The sequence below is a fragment of the Rhodococcus rhodnii NBRC 100604 genome, from assembly GCF_001894925.1.
GTDB lineage: Bacteria > Actinomycetota > Actinomycetes > Mycobacteriales > Mycobacteriaceae > Rhodococcus_F > Rhodococcus_F rhodnii.
Genome location: NZ_BCXD01000005.1, coordinates 161,999 through 187,761, shown reverse-complemented (window position 1 = coordinate 187,761; position 25,763 = coordinate 161,999). Strand labels below are relative to the sequence as shown.

Below are 25,763 nucleotides of genomic sequence, written 5' to 3'. Positions count from 1 at the left end.
TACGCACCCCCGCTCTGGCCCTCTTGCTTCGGAAGGCATACCTGTGCCCGCACTTCTCTACCTACTTGCTGTTGCCGTTTTTGCCCAAGGAACCTCTGAATTCGTCTTGGCCGGACTCCTGCCCGGCATCGCCATGGAGCTAGAGGTCTCGCTCGGCCAGGCCGGGCTCCTCACCTCTGGTTTCGCCCTAGGGATGGTGATCGGCGCACCGGTGATGGCTGGTGCTGCTCGCCGAGTCTCCCCGCGCTGGACTTTGACCGGCTTCCTCGCGCTATTCATCATCGCGCACGTCGTTGGCGCTGTCACCGACAGCTTCGCCGTCCTGCTGATCTCCCGCGTCGGCGCCGCACTCGCGAACGCGGGGTTCCTCGCGGTGGCACTCTCCACCGTGACTCGGATCGTCCCCGTAGAGCGCCACACTCGCGCCCTGGCGATCATCCTCGGAGGCACCACACTCGCACTGATCGCGGGAGTCCCGGCCGGAGCCCTGGTCGGTGAACTGCTCGGTTGGCGTTCGACCCTCTGGCTCATCGCTGTGCTCTGCCTGCCAGCTCTCGTCGCAGTGCTGGCCACCACACCTACCCGCCCTGCCGAAGTCTCGGAGCGCGGCGCACCTGGCACCGTCGGTCGCGAACTGGCGAGCCTGCGCACCCGTCCGGTCCAGCTGAACATCGTCATGGCGGCACTCATCAACGCTGCCACCTTCTGCACCTTCATCTACCTGGCGGCGATCGCCACCGGCCCCGCAGGGCTCACCGAACGAGCCGTACCAGCCCTGCTAGCGGTGTTCGGCATCGGCGCCTTCCTCGGAGTGAACACAGCCGGCAGGTTCGGCGACCGACACTGGCGGCGCCTCATCTTCGGGACCGGGCCCTTACTGATGACCGGTTGGGGGCTGCTCGCACTGACCGTCACCAGCCCGCTCGCCCTTTGGCCACTCGCCCTGATCCAAGGAGCACTGGCCTTCGCGCTGGGCAGCACGCTCATCGCGCGAATCATCGCCACCGCTCACGACGCCCCAACAATGGGAGGCTCCTTCGCGACCGTGGCGCTGAACGTCGGCGCCGTCATCGGACCAGTCATCGGCGGCCTCGCCATCGAGTCCATCGGCGTTCGCGGACCTGTCATCGTCAGCGCCGTGCTGGTACTCCTCGCCATCGTTCTATGGAGTGCCGCGTCAGCTTCTGCGCACCGGACCAGCACGGTGACACCTCCCGGCTGACAGCACGGGCGAGGAACGATGACCCACAACTCGCAGCGGGGCCATGTCACCGCCCACGGTCGATGGCGCCCCTGGGATACGGCTGCTCTCGAACGTACAGTTCGCGAGCACTTAAGAGATGCTTCCGAGTGGTGCGGTCGATGCCCGTGGAGCGCCGGGACTTTATGCCCCGGCCCAAGGTCTCATCCTTGCCCATTCTGCGACTGTTTCCTCACCACGTACGCCTATCGCTTACGACTGCGTGAAGTTGATTGTCGTTCGCCACGGGTCGGCAGTCCTACTGAGCAAGTTCGGCGAGAAGCCCGTGAAAATCGGGGATGTCGTGGTCCTCCCAGCTGACACTCTCTGCGGCAGCCAGCCCGAGGGTGCCGTCACCGTGACGACGATCCAACTCGACCGTGACTACGTGGTGGATACCGCGCCCGTCAGCCGTGCGCGGGAGAAGTGGTCCGACAACGCCGCCGGCGCCATCTGGGACGCGAGCATCGTCAAGATGGTAGGAGACCTCGGCGGGGACGAGCGCCCACCGCGCACAAGAGCGCTGCCGAGGCCACCCAGATCCACGACCACTACCTCAAGGGCACCATCCACTGCGGCCAGTGCGGGTCCCGGCTCATCGTGTCCACCGCCAAGAACCGTCACGGCAACGTCTACTGCTACTTCGTTTGCTCAGGCAGGCACTCCAAGCGCACCGACTGCACCCGGCAAGCGATGCTCATCGACGACGTGGAGAAACTGATCGAGGACTACTACACGCGCGTGCAGATCAGGTCTACATCGACGAAGACGACCAGCTACGCGTCGAGAACAACCGGCCCTTCGAGATGCTCCTCGACCCCGAGGTCAACGCCAACGCCCTCAATTGAGGCCAGAACAGCAACGAGGCTCGAACCCTTGCCAACGATTCCATCGGCAAGGGTTCGAGCCTTGTGCGCGGGGTGGAGCTAAGGGGACTCGAACCCCTGACCCCCACACTGCCAGTGTGGTGCGCTACCAGCTGCGCCATAGCCCCGTATTCGGTTGTCGCGAGAAGGCCCGAAGGCTCTCTCACGTGCCTGTAGAAAACTACACCATCCGCGAGGAACGCTACAAATCCCCTGGTGGACGCGGTGGGCGCGACTCGGTCGCGCCCACCGCGGTCGGCTCAGCCGAGGGCCTTGGACACCCAGTCGGAGTCACCGAGCGCATCGACGAGCTGGCCGTCCTTGACGACGGTCGGGGTGCCGTTGGAGCCGGTAGCAGCGAGCGCCTGGCGTCCGGCCTCGCCCGCTGCTGCGGCGGCCTCGACCTTCGTGCCACCGGCGATGCACTGCGCAGCCTCGTCGGACGCACCCGCGTCGCGCGCGGCCTGGGCGAGTTCCTCGTTCGAGTGGTCGTTGCCGGCGTTCTCGGCGGGCTGGAAGTCGGGCGAGAAGAGCGTCGCATGGAACGCCGAGTACGCGACGGCGTCGCCGGTCTCCGCGACGCACTGCGACGCCGCAGCGGCGCGCGTCGAGTAGTCGCCGCTCGCGCTCAGACGGTCGAGGAAGTTGAGGATGTGGTACCGCACGGTCACGTCGCCGTCGTCGATGCGCTGCGCGAGTGCCTGGCCGCTCTGATGCTCGAGTTCGGAGCAGTAGGGGCACATCGGGTCCTCGTAGATGTCGATCGTCGCGGGCGCCCCGGGAAGCCCGAGCGCGACGACACCGTTCTCGTCCATCGACACCTGCACGTCTGCGTTCTGCACGGACCCGTACCCCTCGTTCTGGGGGGTGCTGCGCTGGTTCTGCCACAGCACGCCACCGATCACCAGCACCGCGATCACCACCACGGCGATACCGCCGAGGATGTACGTCATCTTGTTCGATTCCGGCTGCGCGGTGTACTTGTTCTTCGCACTCACGGGGCGATGCTTCCTTCTGGATCGGTGGGACGGTGGACGTCGGGGCGTATCTCTCTCACTCTGCCATCACGACATCACGGGCGGGCGCCATAGTCCGCCTACGGGACCGGACACCGAGCGCCCAGGGTGACGTGGGGAACACCGCGAGCCAGCATCCGAGCGCAACGAACCCCAGGTCTCGGGCGATCTCGGTGGCGTAGTCGGTCCACGTGACGTCGGCGGCGTCGCCGCCACCTCCGAAGCACCCGCAGTCGATGGACAGGCCGCGCGCCCACACCGACGCGATGGCGCCGATCAGCCCCGCGAACAGCACGACGGAGACGATCGCAGTGGCGCGCACAGCGAGCCCGAGCAGCAGAAACGCCGCGAGTGCGATCTCCATGAACGGCAGGGTCACGGCCACGATCCGGACGAGTTCCTCCGGCAGCAGCCGGTAGGCACGCACGGCGACGACGGTCTGCGCGGGATCGATCACCTTGAGCACGCCCGACGCGAGAAGAACGGCAGCGAGCACGAGCCTGGCGACCGCACTGGTCCGCGTGATCCACACGCGGTCGAGCGTACTCAGGCTGCGACGCTCCGCGCCGTCATCGTTGGGTGTCCTCGTTCGCGTCTTTCGGCACCGGTTCGGCAGGGACTTTCGCCCATACCAGCGCCGCGACGAGCATGACCGAACCCGTCACGGCGAACGCCACCCCGTACGAGAAGGTCTCCGCGAGGAGGCCACCGATGATCGGCCCGAGGACGCCGCCGACGTCGGACATCATCTGGAAGGTCGCGAGCACCGGCCCGCCGCGGGCCTTCGACCCGATGACGTCCGCGACCGCCGCCTGCTGCGCGGGGTTCATCGCTCCCGAGCCGAGCCCTGCCGTCACGGAGGCGACGAGGAACACCACGAGGTTCTCGCCGATGCCCATCGCGACGGTGCTCGCGCCGCAGACGATCAGCCCGCCGAGCACGAAGGGTTTTCGTCCGATCCGGTCGGACATGCGGCCCGCGATCGACTGGACGGCGGCGTTGCCGACCGCGAACACCATGAGCGCGATGCCCGCGAAGGCGGCGTCGCGGTTCAGCGCTTCGACGACGAACAACGGCACCATCGCGACGCGGACACCGAAGATGACGCCGCCGTACGCGAAGTTCGACACGAGGGCGGCGCGATACGACGGCGCGGCGAGCCCGTCCCGCAACGTCAGCGTGGGGACGTCGGCACCGCGATCGGGGGCCGCGAGATGCGAACCCCGGAGCGCGAAGAACACGACCGCCGCCGCGATCAGGAGGGCGATCGCGTAGATGACGAACGGCACCCGCAGCCCGAATCCGACGAGCAGACCGCCGAAGAGCGGCCCGGTGATGTTGCCCATGAGGAAGCTCGTCGCGTAGAGCCCGGACACGCGGCCCCGCATCCCCGGCGGTGCGATGCGGATGAGCAGACCCATCGCGGACACCGTGAACATCGTCGACCCGATGCCACCGAGCCCGCGGAACACGAGCAACTGGCCGTAGTTCGCCGCGATCGCGCACGCGCCCGTCGACGCCGCGACGACGAGCACACCGGTGATGTAGATCGGCCGCTCCCCCAGCCGCTGCACGAGCCGTCCGCTCGCGGGCGCGAACACGAGACGCATGAACGCGAACGACGAGATGACGACGCTCGCGGCCGTGACGCTGACATCGAAGCTGCGCGCGAACTGCGGCAGGGCCGGCGCCACGAGACCGAAGCCGAGCGCGATGAGGAACGCCGCGCTGACGAGAACCCAGATCTCCTTGGGGAGCCGGGCCCGCGGCTCGACCTCTTCCGTCATCGCGTGTGCTCGTTCATACCGCGAACGATCCTATCCGCGGCCCACGAGACTCAGCCGAGCACGTGCGAGACGAGCTCCTGTGCGGCCGACTGGACCTGCGCGAGATGATCGGCGCCCAGGAACGATTCGGCGTAGATCTTGTAGACGTCCTCGGTGCCCGACGGCCTCGCCGCGAACCAGGCGCTCTGCGTCACGACCTTGAGTCCGCCCAGCGGAGCATGGTTACCGGGTGATTCGGTGAGGATCGACGTGATCGGCTCGCCCGCGAGTTCGGTCTGCGTCACGCGATCTGCCGACAGCTTGCCGAGCACCGCCTTCTGCTCCCGCGTCGCGGGGGCGTCGATGCGCGCGTACGCGGGATCGCCGAACTGCCCTGCGAGGTGGTGGTACAGCTGCGACGGCGTCCGTTCGGTGACGGCGAGGATCTCGGACGCGAGCAGCGCCATGATGATGCCGTCCTTGTCCGTGCTCCACGGCGAGCCGTCGAACCGCAGGAACGATCCGCCCGCGCTCTCCTCGCCGCCGAAGCCGAGCGAGCCGTCGAGAAGCCCCGGCACGAACCACTTGAAGCCGACAGGAACCTCGAGCACCGATCGTCCGATGCCCTCGGCCACGCGGTCGATCATCGACGAACTCACGGCCGTCTTGCCGACCGCCGCGACCGACGGCCAGTGCGGCCGATGCTGGAACAGATAGTCGACGGCGACGGCGAGATAGTGGTTGGGATTCATCAGACCGTCGTCGGGAGTGACGATCCCGTGGCGATCCGAGTCGGCGTCGTTGCCCGTCGCGATGTCGTAGCGATCACGCTGCTCGATGAGCGACGCCATCGCATACGGCGACGAGCAGTCCATCCGGATCTTGCCGTCCCAGTCGAGCGTCATGAACCGCCACGTCGGATCGACGAGTGGGTTGACGACGGTGAGATCGAGCCGGTGGATGTCGGCGATCGCCGCCCAGTAGTCGACGCTGGCACCGCCGAGCGGGTCGGCCCCGATCCGGATGCGGCCGTCGCGAATCGCCGCGAGGTCCACGACGTTCGGCAGATCGTCGACGTAGAAACGGAGGAAGTCGTACCGCTCGACGCGCCGGATCGCGTGCTCGAACGGAACGCGTTTGACGCCCGACAGACCCGAGCGGAGCAGTTCGTTCGCGCGCGTGGCGATCGCCGCCGTCACATCCGTGTCGGCGGGCCCACCGTTCGGCGGGTTGTACTTGAAGCCACCGTCGCGCGGTGGATTGTGCGAGGGCGTCACGACGATGCCGTCGGCGCGTGATTCCGGGCCCGTGCGGTTGTAGCGGAGGATCGCGTGGCTGACAGCGGGTGTGGGCGTGTAGCCGTCGCGGGAATCGATCAGAACAGCGACGTCGTTGGCGACGAGCACCTCGATTGCGCTCGTCCAGGCCGGCTCCGACAGTGCATGCGTGTCACGGCCGATGAACAGCGGCCCGTCGATTCCGGCGCCCGCGCGATACTCGGCGATCGCCTGCGAGATGGCGACGATATGGGCTTCGTTGAACGCCGTGTCGAGGCTCGAACCGCGATGCCCGGACGTCCCGAAGGCGACCTGTTGACGCGCGTCGTCGGGGTCGGGAGTACGGGTGTAGTACGCGGAGACGAGATGCGCGATGTCGGTGAGATCCTCGGATCTTGCGGGCTTGCCTGCTCGTTCGTCGACCACGACCACTCCTCGCTGCGAACCTCGATGTTCCGGTGCTCCTGTCATTGTCGCCCGCGAGAGACGCCGCCGCTCGATGTCGACGCGAGTGAGGGTCGCCACGCGGTGGTGCCGGCGACGACGGCACGAAAAAACCGGGCCGGACATCGTGTGTGATGTCCGACCCGGTTCGGAGTGGAGCTGCCGGGAATCGAACCCGGGTCCTCCGCAGCACTGCCGAGACTTCTCCGTGCGCAGTCCGCTATGCCTCTACTCGGACCTCCCGGTCACGCGAACAAGCCGAGATGACGGTCCCAGTCGCTGTTGGATGTCCCGTTCGACTCCGCGACCGAGCCGAACGGTGAAGCTCTCTAGCTGATGCCAGACACCGGGCCGAGAGCAAACCCGGGCTGACAGACACGCAGTCGCTGCTATCAGGCAGCGAGGGCGTAGTCGCGCTGATTGGAATCGGCGCTTAATTGGTTGCAGCGACGCTTAACGGTGGTCTCTTGCCTGCACCGGCACGCTTCCCTCGACGTTACGTACGCAGTCGAAACCGTTCAGCCCCGTACGTCCCCACGAATCTCGCGGGGCCACCCACTGTAACGCGTCCCCCCGACGATTTCATCCTCATATCGAGATCATGGCGACGGCGGCGAGCGCCAACAGCATGCCCGCCTGCTGCAACCGGCCCACGCGCTCGCCCAGCATCACCATGGCGAGCAGAACGGTCGCCGCCGGATACAACGCACCGATGACGCTCACGAGCGAGAGCAGGCCTCCGTGGAAGGCGTAGAGCATGGCCGCGTTCGCGACGACGTCGAGCACGCTGACGTAGATCGCGAGCCGCAGCGGCCGCCCTCGCGGCGCCGAGAACTGGTGCGCCGCGAGCGCCACCGCCCACACCACGAGGGTCGCCGAGGCACGCGAGAGGACCAGCGGCCACAGCCCGCCCTCGTCGCCGATGCGGTGCAGCGCGATGAAGGTGAGGCCGAACGCGACGCCCGAGCCGACCGTGAGGAGCGCGACGCGCTTGGTGAAGCGCAGCGTCCGCGCACTCACCTCACCGGCCGTGTCGTCGGGCGATTCCCGGCTCACCAGCACGACGGCGATCAAGGCAACCGTGATTCCCGTCATCGCGACGACGCCGGGCCGCTCCCCCATCGCGAGCCCCACGATCACCGGCAGGCCGGCGACGACGACCGCCGTCACCGGCGAGACGATCGACATCGGTCCCTCGGCGAGCGCGAGGTAGAACCACCACACCGCGACGCCCGCAGCGAGGCCGGAGACGATCCCCCAGATCACGCCGCCCGTCGTGATGGTGCCGCCGACGATCGGTGCGAGCGCGAGCACGACGACCGCCGAGATGGGGTACGAGACGATGACGACGCGCAATGCGGACACCCGGCGGGACGCGACGCCCCCGACGAAATCGCTCACCCCGTACGCGACGGCGGCGACGAGAGCGAGCAGTACGTTCAGCGCATGCCCTTCACACGCCGGCCCACCTCGCGAGCGACCTCGCGCTGCGCGGTGCGACGTGCGATGTCCTGCCGCTTGTCGTAGTCCTGCTTGCCCTTCGCGAGCGCGAGTTCGACCTTCACCTTGCCGTCCGAGAAATACATCGAGAGCGGCACGAGGGTCTGGTTGCCCTCACGCGACTTGCCGACGAGGTGCTCGATCTCCCGCTTGTGCAGCAGCAGCTTCCGGGTCCGCCGGGGCGTGTGGTTCGTCCACGATCCGTGCCCGTACTCCGGGATGTGCAGGCCACGCAGCCACACCTCGCCGTCGTCGACGGTCGCGAACGCGTCGACGAGCGACGCCTTGCCCTCACGCAGCGCCTTGACCTCGGTGCCCACGAACGCGATCCCCGCCTCGTAGGTGTCGAGGATGGTGTAGTTGTGACGCGCCTTGCGGTTCGTCGCGATGACCTTCCGGCCCTTTTCCTTCACTGTCCGGGCCCTCCGGTCCGCATGTCGTACTCCAGCAATTCGGCCATTCCAGCATAGGAGACCGGCGCAACCGAATTCGCGGCGCGGTTCACTCGCGAACGTACAGCCGCAAGGTGATGTAGGAGGTCACCGCGGCCATACCGACGCCGACGAGCACCAGGATCGGCGAGACGAACAGCACGTCGGCGTTCGTGATGGGCGCGACGATGTTCGCCGCGTACACCTCGTCCAGGACGCTGTCGACGAACAGATTCTTGGCGACGAAGAGCCCGCCGATCGCGAGCACCGCACCGACGACCGCCGCGGCGATCGCCTCCAGCAGGAACGGTAGCTGCGTGTACCAGCGAGACGCGCCGACGAGCCGCATGATGCCGACCTCGGTACGCCGCGTGAACGCCGCGATCTGCACCGTGTTCGCGATGAGCAGCACCGCCGCGAGCGCCTGGACGACGGCGATCGCGAACGCCGCGTTGCGGACGCCGTCGAGCACGCTGAACAGCCGGTCGACGAGGTCACGTTGATTGAGCACGCTCTCGACGCCGGGTCTCGCGCCGAAGTCCTGCTCGATCAGCTCGAAGCGGTCGGGGTCGCCGAGCTTGACCTTGAACGACGCCGGGAAGGTGTCCGGGCTCACGAGCGCCGCGAGCTCGGGCTGATCCCGGAAGACGCGTTCGGTCGCGTCGCGCACGGCGTCGTCACGGTTGAGGTACTGCACCGAGACGACCGACGACGTGTTCTCGAGGTCGCTGCGCAGCTCCGAGCACAGCTGCTGCTCGCAGTTCGGGTCGGCGGCCGAGATGTCGTCGGTGAGGAACAGCTGCACCTCGACGCGGTCGAGGAAGATCTGCTGCGTCTTGCCTGCCATCTGCACGACGAGCAGTCCGCTGCCGAACAGGCCGAGCGAGATCGCTGTCGTGAGGATCATCGCGATCGTCATGGTGACGTTGCGGCGCAGGCCGGTGAGTACCTCGCTGAAGAGAAAACTGGCGCGCATGGGTTTCGGGTTCGTCCTTCTCGGCGGTCGGTCGGGCTCGGCGTTCGCCCGTGGGGTTCGTGGTCGCTGCGGTCAGCGACCGACGCCGTACACGCCGCGGGATTCGTCGCGCACGACGCGGCCGAGTTCGAGTTCGACGACGCGACGGCGCATCGCGTCGACGATGTGGTGATCGTGGGTCGCCATCACCACGGTGGTGCCGGTGCGGTTGATCCGCTCGAGCAGCATCATGATGTCCTGGCTCGTCTCGGGATCGAGGTTGCCGGTCGGCTCGTCGCACAGCATCACGAGCGGGCGGTTGACGAAGGCACGCGCGATCGCGACACGCTGCTGCTCGCCACCGGAGAGTTCGTGCGGGAGGCGGTCGGCCTTGCCCGCGAGCCCGACGAGATCGAGGGTGTCGGGCACGGTCCGCTCGATCGTGGCGCGCGGCTTGCCGATGACCTCGAGCGCGAACGCGACGTTCTGCGCGACGGTCTTGTTGGGGAGCAGCCGGAAGTTCTGGAACACCACGCCCATCGTCTGCCGCAGCCGCGGGACGCGCCGCGCGGAGAGCTTGTTGACGTGGAACTGCGACACGTGGATGTCACCGGAGGTCGGCGTCTCCTCCTTGAGCAACAGCCGCATGAACGTCGATTTCCCCGACCCCGAGGGACCGATGAGGAAGACGAATTCGCCCTTGTCGACCTCGACGCTGACGTCGTCCAATGCTGGCCGGGTGGAAGCCTTGTAGGACTTCGAGACATGCTCGACGCTGATCACGGTGCCCCAGTGTAGCCACGCGTGGGCGAACATCTCGGTTTCGCATCGCCGCCGTCGCCACCGTCACGACACCGGCCGATCGTGAACCACAGATCACGGACCGGGCATCACGGACCGGCGGTCGTCGACGTCGGCCCGTCGACGCCCAGTCCCTGGCTCGTCCCTTCCTGACCCGTGGTGTTCTGCTGCGTGTCCTGCTCGTTCTGCGGCGCGAAGGGATTGGGGATGCGGAAACCTCCGTTACCGGGCGGTGTCGTGGTGGTCACCTGCGGCGGGATCGTGATGCTCGGGCTCTGCTGATTGCCCTGCTGCCCCGGCTCGTCGGTCCCGGTGGGCGATGTCGGCGCGATCGTCGTCGTGGGCGGGGCCGGTGTCGTCGTCGGCGTCTCCGTCGGGGAGGACGGATCCTCGCTCGTCGCTGCGGGCGGCGTCGTGATCGGCCGCCCCGGCCCCTGGATGCCGGTGGGGCCGTCGCCCTCGGGCGGATTGAAGATCCCGTTGACGACGTAGAGCATCACCCAGAGCACCAGCAGCGCGGCCGTCGACGTCCGAAGCCGGTTGCCGAAGAGCTTCGACGGAATCAGCCCCGCCACCCGACGGTAGGCGCGCATCAGCCGACCGTCGTCCTCCCGCGCCGGCCTACGGAGCGAGCCCGTGTCGGTCCGCAGTGGACCGGTGTCGACCGCCGCGGGATCCGGTGGAGTGCTCGGCCGCGTCGCTTCGGGCTCGGCATCGCCGACCGAACGGGGCGGATTGGGCTGCGGTGGGGGCTGCGGCTCGAACGACGCGCGCGAACCGGCGTCGCTGCCGCTGACGCGGATAGGACGCGTCATGGCGTCCTCGCCGGACGTCTCGTCGCGGCGAGGAGTGTTCTTGCCGTCACCGGGCGACGTCACGTCTCGTGCTCCTCGTCGATCTTCTGGGTCTGGACGTCGGGCGAGACGACGATGCCCTGCCGGCGGGTCGCGGTCGCGATCCGGACGCGGAGCGCACGGCCCACCTGGAACTGCTTTCCGGGCAGCGTGCGTGCGACGAGTCGCACGCTCGTCTCGTCGACACCGAGTTTCTCGATGCCCATCACGGTCGGCTCGTCGAGCAGCAGCCGCTTGAGGCTGCGGTCGGTGTAGGCGTCGATGCAGACCTGGTGCAGGACCTCGTTGACCTTGTTGATGTCGACGGTCGACGGCACCGGGACGTCGACGACGGCCCGCGCCCAGTCCTTCGAGAGGTTGGTCGCCTTGACGATCTGCCCGTTGGGGACCGTGATGACCTCGCCGTCGGAGTTGCGCATCCTCGTGACACGCAGCGTGACGTCCTCGATGACGCCCTCGGCGTCCTCGCTCGCACCGACGATCGCGAGCCGGACGGTGTCACCGAAGCCGTACTGCCGCTCGGTGATGATGAAGAACCCGGCAAGGATGTCCTGGACGACTCGCTGCGCGCCGAAACCCAGTGCGGCGCCGAGCACCGTCGCGGGAGCTACGAGACTGCCGATCGGCAGATTCAGCACGTCGAGCACGCGCAGGATCACGACGATCCACACCAGCGTGATCACGACCCACGTGATGACCTGTGCGACCGAATGACGGTGCTTCGCCGCCTCGGACCGCACGAGTGCGTCACCGTGCTGGTACTGGGCGTCGATGCGCTCGGTGATCCGCCCACCGGCCCACTGCACGAATCGCGCCACCAGCACACCGCCGACGACGATGAGCGCGAGATTGGCGCCCGTGTGGGTGATCCAGTTGATCAGCTGGTACACCGGCTGAAAAACGACCATCGGCCCTCCTCACCGCCTGCACTGTCGTACGCTCACGCCTGCCCGGGCCGGTCGGCCCGCGATGCGAGGCGGTCAGGCCTGCGTCTTCTGGTTCTCCCGCATGCGCCAGCGGATGCCCGATTCGATGAACCCGTCGATGTCGCCGTCGAGCACCGCGGTGGGGTTGTTGACCTCGAACTCGGTGCGCAGATCCTTGACCATCTGGTACGGGTGCAGCACGTAGGAGCGCATCTGATTGCCCCACGAGCTGCCGCCGTCGCCCTTGAGCGCGTCCATCTCGGCACGCTCCTCGAGCCGCTTGCGTTCGAGCAGCTTGGCCTGCAGGACGCGCATCGCGGCGACCTTGTTCTGCAGCTGCGACTTCTCGTTCTGACACGTGACGACGAGGCCCGTCGGGACGTGTGTCAGGCGCACCGCGGAGTCGGTCGTGTTGACGGACTGCCCGCCGGGGCCCGACGAACGGTAGACGTCGACGCGGACGTCGTTCTCGTCGATGTCGATGTGGTCGGTCGTCTCGACGACGGGGAGCACCTCGACCTCGGCGAACGACGTCTGCCGCCGGCCCTGGTTGTCGAACGGGCTGATGCGCACGAGACGGTGCGTGCCCTGCTCGATCGACAGCGTGCCGTACATGTAGGGGGCCTTCACGGCGAACGTGACGCTCTTGATGCCGGCCTCCTCGGCGTAGGAGGTGTCGTAGACCTCGACGCCGTAGCCGTGCTTCTCCGCCCACCGGATGTACATGCGCATGAGCATCTCGGCCCAGTCCGCGGCGTCGACGCCACCGGCGCCCGCGCGGATGTTGACGAGCGCGTCGCGCTGGTCGTACTCGCCCGAGAGCATCGTCTTGACTTCCATCGCCTCGATGTCGGTGCGCAGCGATGCACGTTCGGCGTCGGCGTCGGCGAGCGCGTCGCTCGAACCGTCCTCCTCGGCGAGCTCGTAGAGGGTCGGCAGGTCGTCGAGCCGCTGGCGGAGCCCCTCGGCACGGCGCAGCTCCGACTGCGCGTGCGACAGCTCGCTCGTCACCGACTGGGCGTGCTCCTGGTCGTCCCACAGGGTCGGGTCGGCGGCCTGATGCTCGAGCTCGTCGATGCGGCGTCGCAGCTCGTCGATGTCGAGCACCGACTCCACGGTGCGCAGGGTCGTGTCGAGTTCGGCGAGATCGGCGGAGACATCGGGATGCATGATGATCAAGATTACCGGGTGCGGTGAGTGCCGCACCGTGAGCCGGGTCCCCGCGATGGACTAGGTTCTGTTCGTGAGTACCGACACCGACGCCGACCTCGCTCTCGCACTGCGGCTCGCCGATCTCGCCGACGCCGTCACGCTCGAGCGCTTCGGTGCTCTCGATCTGAAGGTCAACGCCAAACCCGATCTGACGCCCGTCTCTGACGCGGACCTCGCCACCGAGCGAACGCTGCGCGAGATCCTGGGTTCGGAGCGTCCCGGCGACGCGATCCTCGGCGAGGAGTTCGGTGGCGCCGCCGCCGTGCAGGGGCGGCAGTGGGTGATCGACCCGATCGACGGGACCAAGAACTTCGTCCGCGGCGTCCCCGTGTGGGCGACGCTCGTCGCGCTGCTCGACGACGGCGAGCCCGTCGTCGGCGTCGTGAGCGCTCCCGCGCTGAGCCGCCGCTGGTGGGCAGCGCGTGGCGCGGGCGCATGGACCACCTTCGCGCAGCGCTCCCCCCGCCGGATCTCCGTCTCGGGTGTCGACGCCCTCGACTCGGCGAGCCTGTCGTTCTCGAGCCTGACCGGCTGGGCCGAACTCGGCATCCGAGACCGCTTCCTCGCCCTGACCGACACCGTGTGGCGCGTGCGCGGGCTCGGCGACTTCTTCTCGTACTGCCTCGTCGCCGAGGGAGCGGTGGACATCGCCGCCGAACCCGAGGTCTCGCTGTGGGATCTCGCGGCTCTCGACGTCCTCGTCCGCGAGGCCGGCGGCACGTTCACCTCGCTCGACGGCACCCCCGGCCCGCACGGCGGCAGTGCCGTCGCGACGAACGGCGCACTCCACGCGGCAACGCTCGACGCCCTCGCAGCGTCGTGAACGATCACACCGAGGTCGCGAGCAAGCACGATCGCGGCGCGTTCGTCGTCATCGGACTCGCGGTCGTCCTCGTCGTCGCGGCGATCGTGGTCGCCGCCGTCGTCGTGACGCGCTCGGACTTCCGGCTCGGCGGGATCGACGGGGAGGCGACGGCCGCGGAGAGCGAGTCGCCCGCGTTGCCGGACGACGAGCCGTTCGCGACCGACGACCCCGCACCGAACGAACCGGTCCTGCGGGAGCTGCCCGAGAGCACGCTCTTCGGCGGCGCGTGGACCGATGCGGACGACACCTACACGATGGCGTTCGCCGACTGGCCCTTCGCCTTTCGCACGGAGGGTGACGTGAACTGCTTCGCGGGATCACCCGAGGCGCTGCCGGATGCCTCCGGCTGGACCTGCCGCTCACCCCGGAGTGGTCCACCGTGTCGACGTGATCGTCCACGCGTGCCCGTCGGATTGCTCGGCGCCGCAACCGGCCGACTTCGCGCCGCCGTGGCTCACCGAGCCCGCCGGCGCGGTCTTCCCCGACGAGCGCACCGCGTACACCGAGACGACCGACGCCGAGGGGCAGTGGGTCGTCGAGCTCACGCGGTTCATCGCGTCGGAGCCCGGCGGACCACTGGACACGCAACTCGGGATCTACGCGACGTCGCCGGGCGACGACACCGACGACGTCCGCCGCACGCTCGACGACATCCTCACCCAGACTTCGTGACTCGCGCGGCCAGGGAACTTACTCGGAAGTAGACACCAAACCTTACTCAGGAGTAAGGTCCTCGGGAGTTCCTGGCCGTCCCTCGAGAAACAGCTGGTGATCATGAGCAAGCACGACACAGCCCCCCACGAGCGCCCCCCGCGCGACACCTCCGCCGTCGGACTGAATTTGGTCAAACGCGACGCGATGGGCGCCGCGATGCGCGTGCTGACCAAGATCACCGGGTCGGAGCTCGCCGGGAAGTACAACCTGCGAGACACCGTCGACCGCGTGACCTACGAGGGCACCAAGACGGGCTTCAAGACGCTCGGGGCCGCGACGCGCGCGTTCTCGAAGGTCGCCGGCGGCAGCAAGCCCACGCGGCTGCCCGACAGCCCCGCGAAGAACGCCGACTACTTCGACATCACCCCCAGCGACGACCAGAAGATGATCGTCGAGACGGTGCAGGAGTTCGCGGAGGAGATCCTGCGTCCCGCCGCGCACGACGCCGACGAAGCAGCCGGTGCGCCCGAGGATCTCGCGAAGCGCGCCGCCGAACTCGGCATCACCCTCATCAACGTCCCCGAGGAGCTCGAGGGCGCGGCGTCCGAACGCGGCGCCGTCACCAACTCGCTCGTCGCCGAGGCACTCGCCCACGGCGACATGGGACTGGCGTTGCCGATCCTCGCGCCCAGCGGTGTCGCGGTCGCCCTCACCCAGTGGGGCAGCGACGCCCAGCAGAAGACCTACCTCCCCGCTTTCACGGGCGAGCAGGTTCCCGGTGCCGCCGTCGTCGTCGCGGAGCCGCGGGCCCTGTTCGACCCGTTCGCGCTCGACACGAAGGCGACGCGCTCGCCGAGCGGCTACCGTCTCAACGGCGTCAAGAGCCTCGTCCCCGCCGCGGCGTCGGCCGAATTGTTCCTCGTCGCAGCCGAACTCGACGGCAGGCCGTCGCTGTTCATCGTCGAGTCCGACAGCAAGGGACTCGTCGTCGAGGCGGACCCGAGCATGGGTCTGCGTGCAGCGGGCCTCGGCCGGATCGTCCTCACCGACGTCGCCGTCCCCACGTCGGCGCTGCTCGGCGAGATCGACGGCGATCAGCGCACCGAGGACTACGCCGACGCCGTGCGCCTCGCCCGCCTCGGCTGGGCCTCGCTCGCCGTGGGCACCGGCCAGGCAGTCCTCGACTACGTGATCCCCTACGTCAACGAGCGTGTCGCCTTCGGCGAGCCGATCAGCCACCGTCAGGCGGTCGCGTTCATGGTCGCGAACATCGGGATCGAACTCGACGGCCTGCGGCTCGTCACTCTCCGCGGCGCGTCGCGCGCCGAGCAGGGCAAGTCGTTCGCTCGCGAAGCCGCTCTCGCCAAGAAGCTCGCCACGGACAAGGGCATGCAGATCGGCCTCGACGGCGTCCAGCTGCTCGGCGGCCACGGCTACACGAAGGAGCACCCCGTCGAACGGTGGTACCGCGACCTTCGTGCGATCGGCGTCGCCGAGGGCGTCGTCCTCATCTGAGTCGTCCCGATCCCCGGTGGATCGCTCACCGCCCTCCGTCCCAGAACCGAGGAACGAAATCCCATGTACAACCTCGAACTTCCCAAGAAGCTGAAGGCATCCGCGAACCAGGCGCACCAGGTCGCGGCCGAGATCTTCCGACCCGTCTCGCGCAAATACGACCTCGCCGAGCACGAGTACCCCGTCGAACTCGACACCATGGCCGCCATGGTCGAGGGACTCAAGGACTCCGGCGGCGAGATCGGTGGCGCCGCGGGTGGCCGTGCGTCGGGCGACGGCACGCCGTCGACCGAGATCGCCAACAGCAACGGCGGCAACATGTCCGCCCTCCTCAACGCCCTCGAAACCTCCTGGGGCGACGTCGGTCTCATGCTGTCGATCCCCTACCAGGGTCTCGGCAACGCCGCGATCGCAGCCGTCGCGACCGATGAGCAACTCGAGCGCTTCGGCAAGGTGTGGGCCTCGATGGCCATCACCGAGCCGTCGTTCGGCTCCGACTCCGCAGCCGTGGGCACGACGGCGACGCTCGACGGCGACGAGTGGGTCCTCAACGGCGAGAAGATCTTCGTCACCGCGGGTGAGCGGTCGACGCACATCGTCGTGTGGGCGAGCGTCGACAAGAGCAAGGGCCGCGCGGCGATCAAGTCGTTCGTCGTCCCGCGTGACGCACCGGGCCTGTCGGTTGCACGCCTCGAGCACAAGCTCGGTATCAAGGCGTCCGACACCGCCGTTCTGCTGCTGCAGGACTGCCGGATCCCGAAGGACAACATCCTCGGCAGCCCCGAGGTGGACGTCAAGAAGGGCTTCGGCGGGGTCATGCAGACCTTCGACAACACGCGCCCGATGGTCGCCGCGATGGCGATCGGCGTCGGCCGTGCGGCACTCGAGGAACTGCGCTCGATCCTCACCGGGGCGGGCGTCGAGATCTCCTACGACACACCGGCGATGAACCAGCACGCTGCCGCAGCCGAGTTCCTCCGGATGGAGGCCGATTGGGAGGCCGCCTACCTGCTCGCGCTGCGCGCGGCGTGGATGGCGGACAACAAGAAGCCGAACTCGCTCGAGGCGTCGATGTCCAAGGCCAAGGCCGGCCGTACGGGCACGGACGTCACGCTCAAGGCGGTCGAACTCGCCGGCACGCTGGGCTACTCGCAGCACACACTGCTCGAGAAGTGGGGCCGCGACAGCAAGATCCTCGACATCTTCGAGGGGACGCAGCAGATCCAGCAGCTCATCGTCGCCCGGCGACTGCTCGGCCTCTCCTCCGCCGAACTCAAATAAGCACCACACCCACAGCGAAGGCCCCGAACGGATTCCGTTCGGGGCCTTCGCTGGCCGGACTCGCGACGCAGAAAGCAGAGCGACGAGGGAGCTCGATCTCGCCGCCGTGCAGCTCGAGAGCGCCTTCGCGCGCTGTACTCCTGGGCTCTCGGGCTCATGGGTGACCGGCGACCTAGCCGCTACGCTTCCGTCTCTCCGCGACGACCGGACGGCACCCGCACCCCCATCTTCGATTTCAATTCGAGCGGCTGGGGTCGCTGAGTTCATCCACACGAGTGCATACGACTGCCGTGCGTGGGTGCGGTCAGCAGCTTCCGGCTGCAGCGGCCTCTGCGGCGGCGATCGTCGCTGCTTGGCTCTCGGGAGTTGCGTCGTGCCACGCCGACTCCGGATCATGCTGCAGCTGTGCGAGGTACGCCTCGGCCGACTTCTCGTCCGCCGAGCCGAGCCACGCGGTCGCGTCGGCGCACGCCTCGGTGTAGCTCGCCGACGCGGTGTCCGCCTCGACACCGTTGACGGCGGTCGTCACACCCGCAGCGGACGTGTCGAACGTGACGGCGTCCGAACCGAGTTCGGGCATCGTGGTGGGCTCTGCGGCCGACGAGGTCTCGGGCGCATCGGATTCGGCGTCGGACGTCGAGTCCGAACCACCGCAGGCGGTGAGGGCGAACGAGCACAGGACAGCGGTGACCGCGAGCGTCTTCTTCACGCGCTGTTCTTACCAGAACGCCCGAATCGCCGCGCGACGGGATCGCCACCACGCCAACGCTACTGTCACACAGTGCCCGAACCCGAAGTCATCCTGACGGTCCTCATTCGGCCCCCCCGGCGAGCAGCGCGTCGCCGATATGGTGGGCGCAGCGCTTTCCGGACACACCTCACCTCGTGTTCGTCGACGCCGAGGACGATCCGTCGTTGACTGCTCAGTGGGCGGCAGAACACTCCGGAGGCGAACTCGCCGACCGTCGTTGCCGGGAGGTGCTCGTCGACACCACGGGACACAGTGCCCAGAGCCTCGCCGAACGAGTTCTCGACGTGATCTGCCCACATGCCCGCACCGAAGACGCCACGGTGCCCCCGATGACCACCACACCGGACGAATTCCCCTGGTCGGCGCACACACCGCTGTGGGACTCCGGCACCTCTCACGAGACCTGACAGCCACGCGAAGCCGGTTCCGCGAACGAAACAGGCCCTGACCGGCGCGATTGCCGGTCAGGGCCTGTTACTTGGTAGCGGGGACAGGATTCGAACCTGCGACCTCTGGGTTATGAGCCCAGCGAGCTACCGAGCTGCTCCACCCCGCGTTGCGTCGGCAACGCTACACATGCGCCGTCGCAGATCGCAAATCGACTTTCACGGCAACCGACTCGGTCGCGAAACGGGTGTCGACGGACCCCGAAACGGCCGACAGCGCGTCCCGAATGTCCCTTTCTCCCGGTGACTCTCGACACATCCTGTACCGGCGTACCGCGTGTGATCGACACCCCACAACCGCGAATCGACCTGCGCCGACACGATTCCCGCAACACGGAAGTAGGACGGATGTCGCAGAACCGAAACCCGTGACCACGCCGTGACGGGGTTGCTAGCTTCGGTTGCAGCCCGAGAACCTTCGGGCGCCGCCGGTTCGTCGCAGCTCACCTGCCCCCGCGAGCCGGACCCATTCGACCTCGAGGGGCAGGGGACGCACCGTCCGCCGCGCACCGGCCCGCATCACGCCGGCGCGGCCCGTCCATTCGCCTCGCACACACTCCCCGAGCACGACCGGTGTGTGCCGCGCATGGACAGCGGATCGTCTGCTTACGCGAGAGGAATCAACTGCATGACCAAGCTTCACACCGTCAAGCGCGTCCTCGGAACCACCGCCGTCGCGGGTGCTGCAGTCGCAATGCCCATCGTGTTCGGCACCGGCACGGCTTCGGCCCAGTCCGGCAACTGGGACGCAGTCGCCCAGTGCGAAAGTGGCGGCAATTGGGCCACCAACACCGGCAACGGCTACTACGGTGGGCTTCAGTTCAGCCTCAGCACGTGGCAGGCGTACGGCGGCACCGGATTGCCGTCGGACGCGTCGCGTGAGCACCAGATCTCGATCGCGGAGAACGTCCTCGCCGGACAGGGCCCGGGTGCGTGGCCCACGTGCGGCGCGAACCTCTGACCGGGTGAGAGAAGGTGTGGGAGGCACTCGAACGAGTGCCTCCCACACCTCTCCCCTGGCACGCCGTGATCGTGGTCGTCGCTCACCCGACAACGACCGGGTCCGTACGGACCACGTGGTCATCGCCGCCCTGCGATTCCACTCGCCCGCGGTGACCGCGATGCCCCAGCCTCGACATCGAGCCTTCGGGGTGAGCGGCGATCCGCCGACCGCAGGGTGCGAAGAGCCTCACGAGCAGACATGACCACACACAGATCCCTCATCCGTGTTCTCGGAAGCATCGCCGCCGGCGGTGCCGCAGTCGCTCTCCCCCTCACCCTCGGCGTCGGCACGGCCACCGCTGCACCGCACAACTGGGACGGCGTCGCGGAGTGCGAGAGCAGCGGCGACTGGTCCATCTCCACCGGCAACGGCTACTACGGCGGCCTCCAGTTCTCTCACAGCACATGGACGGAACACGGCGGGCGCGGCTACGCCCATCACGCCAGCAAGGCCGAGCAGATCGCCGTCGCCGAACGCGTCCTCCAGACGCAGGGCGTCGGGGCATGGCCGGTGTGCGGCAAGTATCTGACTCCGGGAACATCCAGCCCGGGAACGTCGAGCCCGGGAACGTCCAGCCCCGGCCAGTCGGCACGTACGCCCTCCCCCGCACTCGATCCGGCCGAGATACCACCGTCGACGGACTTCCAGCCGCAAGGCGAACTCCCGACGACACCCTGGCCGGCGAACCCCGAACTCCCCGTACCCGAACCGGCTCCGGACGTGCCGATCACGGTGGAGAGCCAGCTTCCGCCCGAGGTCCGGGCCGTGATCGCCAGCGCCCGGCAACTCGCCGCGAGCCCCGAGGGCAGGCAGGTCCTCGATCGCGTTCGCGCCGGCGCCTACGAACAGGGTTACGGCGAGATCTACGACATCGCGCAGGCCGCCGTCCGCTGACGGCCTTCTCTCACGCGAAACGGCCTCGGGCCCGTCACCGGATGGTGACGAGCCCGAGGCCGTTGCCGTGAGCGCGTCCGCTACCTCGGCAGCGCCTCGTACGCGGCAACCGCGCGCTGGACGCGATCGAGTGCCGCACCGTAGGCACCGAAGTCACCCGACTGCTGTGCCTGGCGTAGGGCAGCGAGCGAGGAGTCGAGTTCGGCGACGGCGGAGTCGCGGTCACCCGACGGCGCAGCCGGCGCGGCCGGCTCCGCGGGCTCGGTCGGCTGCGGCGCAGCGCCCTCGCTGCCCGCCGGGGTGCCTCCCTCGGCCGGAGCATCGGTGACCGGGTCGGTCGCCGCGGCACCCGTGCCGGCGCCGAAGACCTGGTCGAGCGCCTCGGACAGCGTCGGCGCGTACCCGACGCGGATGCTGTTGCTCGGCGGGCCCTCGCGGTAGCTCACGAGGACGCGCGAGAGCTGCGGGAACGTCGAGCTGTCCTGGTTCTGCGAGTTGCGCTCGGTGTACATCGGCTCGACGTACAGGATGCCGCCGTCACCGATCGGCAACGTCAGCAGGTTGCCGTACTGGATCCGGTTCGAGCGTTCGAGCAGTGTCCGCTCCGAGGCCACGCGCGGATCCGAGATCATCGAGTTCTGCGTCTGCTGCGGACCCTGCGTCTGCGAATCCGTCGGCAGCTGGAACACCGTGATCTCGCCGTAGTTCTCGGGGTCGGACTTCGCCGAGATGTACGCCGACAGGAACTGCCGGTTGAAGCCCACCATCGCGCTCGTCAGGTTGAACGACGGCTCCCCGGTCTCCGGCTCACCGACCGTGACGTAGTACGGCGGCTGGTTCGCCTGCGTGTCGATCGTCGGGTCGCTGGGCACCGACCAGAAGGCGTTGTTCGTGAAGAACTCACGCGGATCGTCGACGTGGTACTTCGCGAGCATCTCGCGCTGGACCTTGAACAGGTCCTCCGGGTAACGGAAGTGCGAGCGGAGCTCGTCGGAGACCTCTTCCTCCGGCTGGACGGTGCCGGGGAAGACGCTCATCCAGGCGTCGAGCACCGGGTCGTTCTGGTCGACCTGGTACAGCGTCACGGAGCCGTCGTACGCGTCGACGGTCGCCTTGACCGAGTTGCGGATGTAGCTGACCTCCTTGCGGGGCAGCGGACGACCGGTCGTCTGGTCGATGCTGTCCTCGAGCAGCCCGTCGAGCGAGCTGCGCTGCGCGTAGGGGTAGTTGTCGAGCGTCGTGTAGGCGTCGACGATCCACTGGATCCGGCCGTCGATCACCGCCGGGTAGGTGTTGCCGTCCGCGGTCAGCCACGGCGCGACCTTCGTGACGCGGTCGCGAGGATCGCGGTCGAAGATCAGCTTCGAGTTCTCGCCGATCGCGCTCGAGAACAGGATGTTGCGCTCGGTGTACTTCGCCGCGAAAGCGAGCCGGTTGAACCAGTTGCCGATCGGGACGCCGCCCTCACCGGTGTACGTGTACTGCGACGTGTCGGTCTCGTACTCGCGCGGGCCTTCGCCCTCGGCCGAACCGACGATCGCGTAGTCCGCGTCGGTGTCCGCGATGACCTCGCCGTAGTAGATGCGGGGCTGGTCGACCTCGATCAGCTGATCCTGGTCGCTCTGCTGCGAGGCGATGTCGGAGACGTTGTAGACGGGGTAACCGCTGTTGCTGTTCGCGGCTTCCTCGGCGGAGTCCGACGCTGCGGCATTGACCTGGTTGGCCTGCGCCGAGATGAAGCCGTTGCCGTGCGTGTAGACGGTGTGGCGGTTGATCCAGTCGGTCTGGTTGCCGGTGAGGCTGCGCGGCGAGAGCTCACGAGCGGCGACGACGTAGTCGCGCGTCTCGCCGTCGATCTCGTAGCGATCGATGTCGAGCGACTGCGGGAAGCCGTAGAAGTTCTTGAGCTGCTGCTGCTGCGTGAAGGTCGGTGACAGCAGGTTGGGATCGAGCAGTCGGGCGTTCTCGATGGTGGTCTGGTCCGCCGGGATGTCGCGAGGGGCCTGCGTGCTGAAACCGGGATAGTCCTCGTACGTCACGTCGTCGTCGGTGATCCCGTACGCCGCGCGCGTCGCCTCGATGTTGCGCTGGATGTACGGACTCTCCTTGTCGGCGGCGTTCGGGCGCACCGAGAACTGCTCGACGACGAGCGGCCACGCCGCACCCACGAGCACGGAGGACAGGACGAGCAGCGCCGTCGCCATCGCGGGGATCCGCAGGTCGCGCAGGAAGATCGCGGCGAAGAACGCGATCGCGCAGACCACGGCGATCGCGAGCAGGATGAGCTTGGCGGGGAGCACGGCGTTCGCGTCGGTGTAGGACAGACCGGTGAACGTGGGTTCCTTACGGCTGCTCGACAGCAGCTCGTACCGGTCGAGCCAGTACGCGACGGCCTTGAGCAGGACGAAGACGCCGGCGAGGATCGCGAGCTGGATGCGGGCCGCGTTGCTGATCGAGCTGCCCGACGCGCCGCCACCGAAGCGGATGCCGCCGAAGATGTACTGCGTGATCAGGTTTCCGATGAACGCGAGGACGACCGCGACGAAGAGCCAGTTGAGCACGAAGCGGTAGAACGGCAGGTCGAAGGCGTAGAAGCCGACGTCGAGGCCGAACTGCGGGTCGGTGGTCCCGAACTCGCCGCCGTTGAGGAACATCTGGACCGTGACCCAGTTGGACTGGGCGACGAGACCCGAGAGAACACCCACCACGGCAGGGATGCCGATGCCGAACAGCCGCAGTCGGCCGGTCACCGTCGTGCGGTACCGCGCGACCGGATCGTTCGGGCCCACCGTCGGCACGAAGACGGGCCGCGACCGGTACGCGAGCAGGAGCCCCACCCACACGATCAGGCCGACGACGACGCCGACGACGAGGAACAGCACGACCCGGCTGAGCAGGACCGTGGTGAACACACCGCGGAAACCGGTCTCGCCGAACCACAGCCAGTCGGTGTACGTCGTGATCAGTCTCGGGCCGAGCAGCAGCAGTACCAGCAGCACTGCGCCGATCCCGGCGAACACCCGATTCCGCCTCGACAGGGACGGGATACTTGCGGGGGGCCGCATGCCCACGTGCCACGCTCCATCACGTTCGGCGGCGTCAGGCGCCGCGGCTGGCTCTTCTCGCTCGGACCCGACCGCTGTCCGACGTGTCCGTTTCGCCCACTGTACGGGTCGCGACTTCGGCGAACACGACCGGGAGCGGGCTGGACCGCGCTCTCACCCTACGGCCCCGTCCCACGCGAGACGACCGCACACGGCGAGTCGGCGCCGAAATGGATGAGAGAATGTCCGGCGTGAGCGAATTCGGTGGTTACTCCGTCCGGCATCCCGAGCGTGCGCTGTCGCACAGCCTGCAGGACGCCCTCACCCATGTCGAAGGATCCGGGTGGGACCAGCCGCCGGCGCTGTTCGCACTCGTGCCCACCGAAGCCCTCGCCGTCGCCGAACCTCACCTGGCCGACCGCCTCGACGACGGCGTCGAGCTGACGGCGATCGAGCAGCAGCCGGTTCCGGACGACGTCGAGGGCGGCTCTCCCGCGCTCGACGAGTACCTGGGAACGTTGCGCTGGCCCGCCTCCGTCGCGGGGTGCGCGCTCGTCGAGGAGATCCTCGTCCTTCCCCCCGAGGCGTCGGAGACGGTCGACGCCGAGCCCACCGACCAGCAGGCACGCGCCGCCGCCCACAGCCACCCCGACGGTCGCCGCGCGCGGCTGGCCGTGGGCGTGGTGCGGAACGGTCCGTCGCTCGTGCTCCTGCACCTCGAGCCCGAGGACGACGATCCGTACGGCGAGGGCGAACTCGTGACCTACGAGGGCCTGGGTGCCGATCTCGTCGATGCGCTGTACGCGACGCTCGACGCCGATCCCGACGATTACTGACAGCCGGCCGCTACTGACGGCCGGCCATCTCCGGCGACCGGCGCTCCCCGCGGTCAGCCGCAGGTCGGCACCGGCTCGCCGCGCCCCTGCGCCTCGAGCGCGTCGACCGCACCCTGCAGGGTCTCGACGCGGACCAGCTCGAGCCCGTCGGGGGCGTCGAGCCGAGCCTCGTCGCAGTTCGCGGACGGTACGAGGAAGCTCGTCGCGCCCGCCTCGTTCGCCGCGACGAGCTTGTAACGGATGCCGCCGATCGGACCGACCGTGCCGTCCGGCCTGATCGTTCCCGTCCCCGCGACGAAGTCACCGTTGTTCAGATCGCCGGGCGTCAGCTTCTCGACCACGGCGAGAGCGAAGATCAGCCCTGCGGACGGACCACCGATGTCGGCGAGGTTGAACTCGATGTCGAACGGCGCGTCGGACACCTCCCGCGGCGTGACACCCAGGAAGCCGCTCTCCGGATCGTCCGGCCGTGCTCCCAGCTCGATGTCGACCGCGACCGGTTCGTCGCCCCGGACGACGTCGACGGTGAGCGACTGGCCGGGTGCGCGTGCGGCTACGGCCTCCTGCACCTGGGCGGCGGTGCCGACAGGGGTCCCCGCCACCGCGACGATGCGGTCGCCCTCGCGCAGCGCGTCCCCTGCCGGGCCGTCCTCCGCGACGGCCGCCACCTCGACGGCGGTCGGCTCGCCGAGCTGGCGCAGCGCGGCGACCTCCGCATCGACCTCGGACTGTGTGAACTCCGCGGTGTTGCGCTGGGTGATCTCCTCACGCGTGCGTCCCGGCGGGTACACCTCCGAACGGGGAACGAGGCCCTGCCTGCCGCTCAGCCACAGCCCGACGGCCTCGAACACGTTGAGCTGATCGCGTACCGCGACCGTCGTCATGTTGAGGTTGCCGGTCGTGGGATCGGTGTCGACACCTTCGATGTCGACGACGTCGACGACCTCGCCGTCGCCGGCTTCCACCTCGCCGAGTGTGTCGAAGGTCGGCCCCGGTCCCATCGCCACGAACGGGACGGTCACGGAACTGCCGACGATCCCGATCAGCACGATCGGCAGAAGGGCGGCCACCAGCGTCACGATCCGTCGAGTCACGTGCCCAGCGTAGAGCGCACCACGGATCGCCCCGGACAGGCGCGTCCGGCCGCCGCCCCGTCCGTGTTCGCGGACGGCGTGATCGGGAGACT

At 68.3% G+C, this 25,763-nt stretch carries 25 protein-coding genes, 2 tRNA genes and 1 other RNA gene; 10 read left to right on the top strand and 18 right to left on the bottom strand.

Annotated elements, in window-relative coordinates; translation table 11 throughout:
• Window positions 1-43: 43 nt before the first annotated feature.
• The gene (locus RR1_RS05405; RefSeq protein WP_040772433.1) at window positions 44-1,222 is read left to right on the top strand and encodes a Cmx/CmrA family chloramphenicol efflux MFS transporter; all 1,179 of its coding nucleotides are present in this window, start codon (window positions 44-46) and stop codon (window positions 1,220-1,222) included.
• A gap of 444 nt (window positions 1,223-1,666) precedes the next feature.
• The gene (locus RR1_RS23085) at window positions 1,667-2,170 is read left to right on the top strand and encodes a recombinase zinc ribbon domain-containing protein (RefSeq protein ID WP_071990711.1); all 504 of its coding nucleotides are present in this window, start codon (window positions 1,667-1,669) and stop codon (window positions 2,168-2,170) included.
• Here RR1_RS23085 and RR1_RS05390 read toward each other — a convergent pair.
• The 13 genes from RR1_RS05390 to prfB all read right to left on the bottom strand — a co-directional run bounded on the left by RR1_RS05390 (window position 2,162) and on the right by prfB (window position 13,246).
• Window positions 2,162-2,234: transfer RNA gene (locus RR1_RS05390), tRNA-Ala, on the bottom strand. The two genes, RR1_RS23085 and RR1_RS05390, sit on opposite strands and share 9 nt — an antisense overlap.
• 132 nt (window positions 2,235-2,366) lie before the next feature.
• Window positions 2,367-3,104: a DsbA family protein gene (locus RR1_RS05385; RefSeq protein ID WP_010837276.1), complete on the bottom strand. Its 738-nt coding sequence runs from the start codon at window positions 3,102-3,104 to the stop codon at window positions 2,367-2,369.
• Window positions 3,105-3,159: 55 nt separating this feature from the next.
• Window positions 3,160-3,654 carry a MauE/DoxX family redox-associated membrane protein gene (locus RR1_RS05380; protein WP_010837277.1) on the bottom strand — a complete coding sequence of 165 codons (495 nt, stop codon included), beginning with the start codon at window positions 3,652-3,654 and terminating at the stop codon, window positions 3,160-3,162.
• 37 nt (window positions 3,655-3,691) lie between these two features.
• On the bottom strand, window positions 3,692-4,909 hold the full coding sequence (locus RR1_RS05375) for an MFS transporter (RefSeq protein WP_010837278.1): 1,218 nt from the start codon (window positions 4,907-4,909) through the stop codon (window positions 3,692-3,694).
• 50 nt (window positions 4,910-4,959) lie between these two features.
• Window positions 4,960-6,591 (bottom strand): phosphoglucomutase (alpha-D-glucose-1,6-bisphosphate-dependent), encoded by a 1,632-nt coding sequence (gene pgm, locus RR1_RS05370; RefSeq protein WP_040772443.1) that lies wholly within the window; start codon window positions 6,589-6,591, stop codon window positions 4,960-4,962.
• 169 nt (window positions 6,592-6,760) lie between these two features.
• Window positions 6,761-7,135, bottom strand: a transfer-messenger RNA (tmRNA) gene (gene ssrA / locus RR1_RS05365).
• A gap of 62 nt (window positions 7,136-7,197) precedes the next feature.
• Entirely contained in the window at window positions 7,198-8,052 is an 855-nt protein-coding gene (locus tag RR1_RS05360; RefSeq protein WP_503826417.1) for an EamA family transporter, read from the bottom strand.
• Complete coding sequence (gene smpB, locus RR1_RS05355) at window positions 8,049-8,522, bottom strand: SsrA-binding protein SmpB (protein ID WP_010837281.1); 474 nt, start codon at window positions 8,520-8,522, stop codon at window positions 8,049-8,051. The genes RR1_RS05360 and smpB overlap by 4 nt, the downstream gene beginning before the upstream one ends.
• An 88-nt stretch (window positions 8,523-8,610) precedes the next feature.
• Complete coding sequence (gene ftsX / locus RR1_RS05350; RefSeq protein ID WP_010837283.1) at window positions 8,611-9,516, bottom strand: permease-like cell division protein FtsX; 906 nt, start codon at window positions 9,514-9,516, stop codon at window positions 8,611-8,613.
• Window positions 9,517-9,588: 72 nt separating this feature from the next.
• Entirely contained in the window at window positions 9,589-10,278 is a 690-nt protein-coding gene (gene ftsE, locus RR1_RS05345; RefSeq protein ID WP_040772444.1) for a cell division ATP-binding protein FtsE, read from the bottom strand.
• A gap of 107 nt (window positions 10,279-10,385) precedes the next feature.
• Window positions 10,386-11,174 carry a hypothetical protein gene (locus tag RR1_RS22250; RefSeq protein WP_010837285.1) on the bottom strand — a complete coding sequence of 263 codons (789 nt, stop codon included), beginning with the start codon at window positions 11,172-11,174 and terminating at the stop codon, window positions 10,386-10,388.
• Window positions 11,171-12,058: a mechanosensitive ion channel family protein gene (locus RR1_RS05335; protein WP_010837286.1), complete on the bottom strand. Its 888-nt coding sequence runs from the start codon at window positions 12,056-12,058 to the stop codon at window positions 11,171-11,173. The genes RR1_RS22250 and RR1_RS05335 overlap by 4 nt, the downstream gene beginning before the upstream one ends.
• Before the next feature lie 72 nt (window positions 12,059-12,130).
• Window positions 12,131-13,246, bottom strand: coding sequence for a peptide chain release factor 2 (gene prfB, locus RR1_RS05330; RefSeq protein WP_040772446.1), 1,116 nt, complete (start codon window positions 13,244-13,246; stop codon window positions 12,131-12,133).
• Between the two features lie 73 nt (window positions 13,247-13,319).
• On the opposite strand from prfB, the gene hisN reads away from it, so the two are divergent.
• Complete coding sequence (gene hisN, locus RR1_RS05325) at window positions 13,320-14,111, top strand: histidinol-phosphatase (RefSeq protein ID WP_010837288.1); 792 nt, start codon at window positions 13,320-13,322, stop codon at window positions 14,109-14,111.
• Window positions 14,112-14,115: 4 nt separating this feature from the next.
• Here hisN and RR1_RS05320 read toward each other — a convergent pair whose 3' ends face one another.
• Window positions 14,116-14,400, bottom strand: coding sequence for a hypothetical protein (locus tag RR1_RS05320; protein WP_040772436.1), 285 nt, complete (start codon window positions 14,398-14,400; stop codon window positions 14,116-14,118).
• 140 nt (window positions 14,401-14,540) lie between these two features.
• Here RR1_RS05320 and RR1_RS05315 point away from each other — a divergent pair, with 140 nt between their 5' ends.
• The 3 genes from RR1_RS05315 to RR1_RS05305 all read left to right on the top strand — a co-directional run bounded on the left by RR1_RS05315 (window position 14,541) and on the right by RR1_RS05305 (window position 17,603).
• The gene (locus RR1_RS05315; RefSeq protein ID WP_143153710.1) at window positions 14,541-14,825 is read left to right on the top strand and encodes a hypothetical protein; all 285 of its coding nucleotides are present in this window, start codon (window positions 14,541-14,543) and stop codon (window positions 14,823-14,825) included.
• 96 nt (window positions 14,826-14,921) lie between these two features.
• Entirely contained in the window at window positions 14,922-16,322 is a 1,401-nt protein-coding gene (locus RR1_RS05310; protein ID WP_010837290.1) for an acyl-CoA dehydrogenase family protein, read from the top strand.
• A gap of 63 nt (window positions 16,323-16,385) precedes the next feature.
• Window positions 16,386-17,603, top strand: coding sequence for an acyl-CoA dehydrogenase family protein (locus RR1_RS05305; protein ID WP_010837291.1), 1,218 nt, complete (start codon window positions 16,386-16,388; stop codon window positions 17,601-17,603).
• 304 nt (window positions 17,604-17,907) lie between these two features.
• Here RR1_RS05305 and lpqV read toward each other — a convergent pair whose 3' ends face one another.
• A complete protein-coding gene (gene lpqV / locus RR1_RS05300) occupies window positions 17,908-18,312 on the bottom strand; it encodes a lipoprotein LpqV (protein WP_010837292.1) in 405 nt (134 codons plus the stop codon).
• A 176-nt stretch (window positions 18,313-18,488) separates the two neighbouring features.
• Here lpqV and RR1_RS05295 point away from each other — a divergent pair, with 176 nt between their 5' ends.
• Window positions 18,489-18,761 carry a hypothetical protein gene (locus RR1_RS05295; RefSeq protein WP_010837293.1) on the top strand — a complete coding sequence of 91 codons (273 nt, stop codon included), beginning with the start codon at window positions 18,489-18,491 and terminating at the stop codon, window positions 18,759-18,761.
• A 72-nt stretch (window positions 18,762-18,833) separates the two neighbouring features.
• On the opposite strand, the gene RR1_RS05290 is transcribed toward RR1_RS05295, so the two are convergent.
• Window positions 18,834-18,910: transfer RNA gene (locus tag RR1_RS05290), tRNA-Met, on the bottom strand.
• 518 nt (window positions 18,911-19,428) lie between these two features.
• Between RR1_RS05290 and RR1_RS05285 the strand changes: the two genes are divergently transcribed.
• Entirely contained in the window at window positions 19,429-19,761 is a 333-nt protein-coding gene (locus tag RR1_RS05285) for a transglycosylase family protein (RefSeq protein ID WP_040772438.1), read from the top strand.
• A gap of 240 nt (window positions 19,762-20,001) precedes the next feature.
• The gene (locus tag RR1_RS23015; protein ID WP_010837295.1) at window positions 20,002-20,697 is read left to right on the top strand and encodes a transglycosylase family protein; all 696 of its coding nucleotides are present in this window, start codon (window positions 20,002-20,004) and stop codon (window positions 20,695-20,697) included.
• An 80-nt stretch (window positions 20,698-20,777) separates the two neighbouring features.
• Here the strand turns inward: RR1_RS23015 and RR1_RS05275 are convergent, their stop codons facing one another.
• Window positions 20,778-23,768 carry a UPF0182 family protein gene (locus RR1_RS05275; RefSeq protein ID WP_174555400.1) on the bottom strand — a complete coding sequence of 997 codons (2,991 nt, stop codon included), beginning with the start codon at window positions 23,766-23,768 and terminating at the stop codon, window positions 20,778-20,780.
• 215 nt (window positions 23,769-23,983) lie between these two features.
• On the opposite strand from RR1_RS05275, the gene RR1_RS05270 reads away from it, so the two are divergent.
• On the top strand, window positions 23,984-24,577 hold the full coding sequence (locus tag RR1_RS05270; protein ID WP_010837297.1) for a PPA1309 family protein: 594 nt from the start codon (window positions 23,984-23,986) through the stop codon (window positions 24,575-24,577).
• 53 nt (window positions 24,578-24,630) lie between these two features.
• Here the strand turns inward: RR1_RS05270 and RR1_RS05265 are convergent, their stop codons facing one another.
• Window positions 24,631-25,671: a YlbL family protein gene (locus RR1_RS05265; protein WP_010837298.1), complete on the bottom strand. Its 1,041-nt coding sequence runs from the start codon at window positions 25,669-25,671 to the stop codon at window positions 24,631-24,633.
• Window positions 25,672-25,763 lie beyond the last annotated feature (92 nt).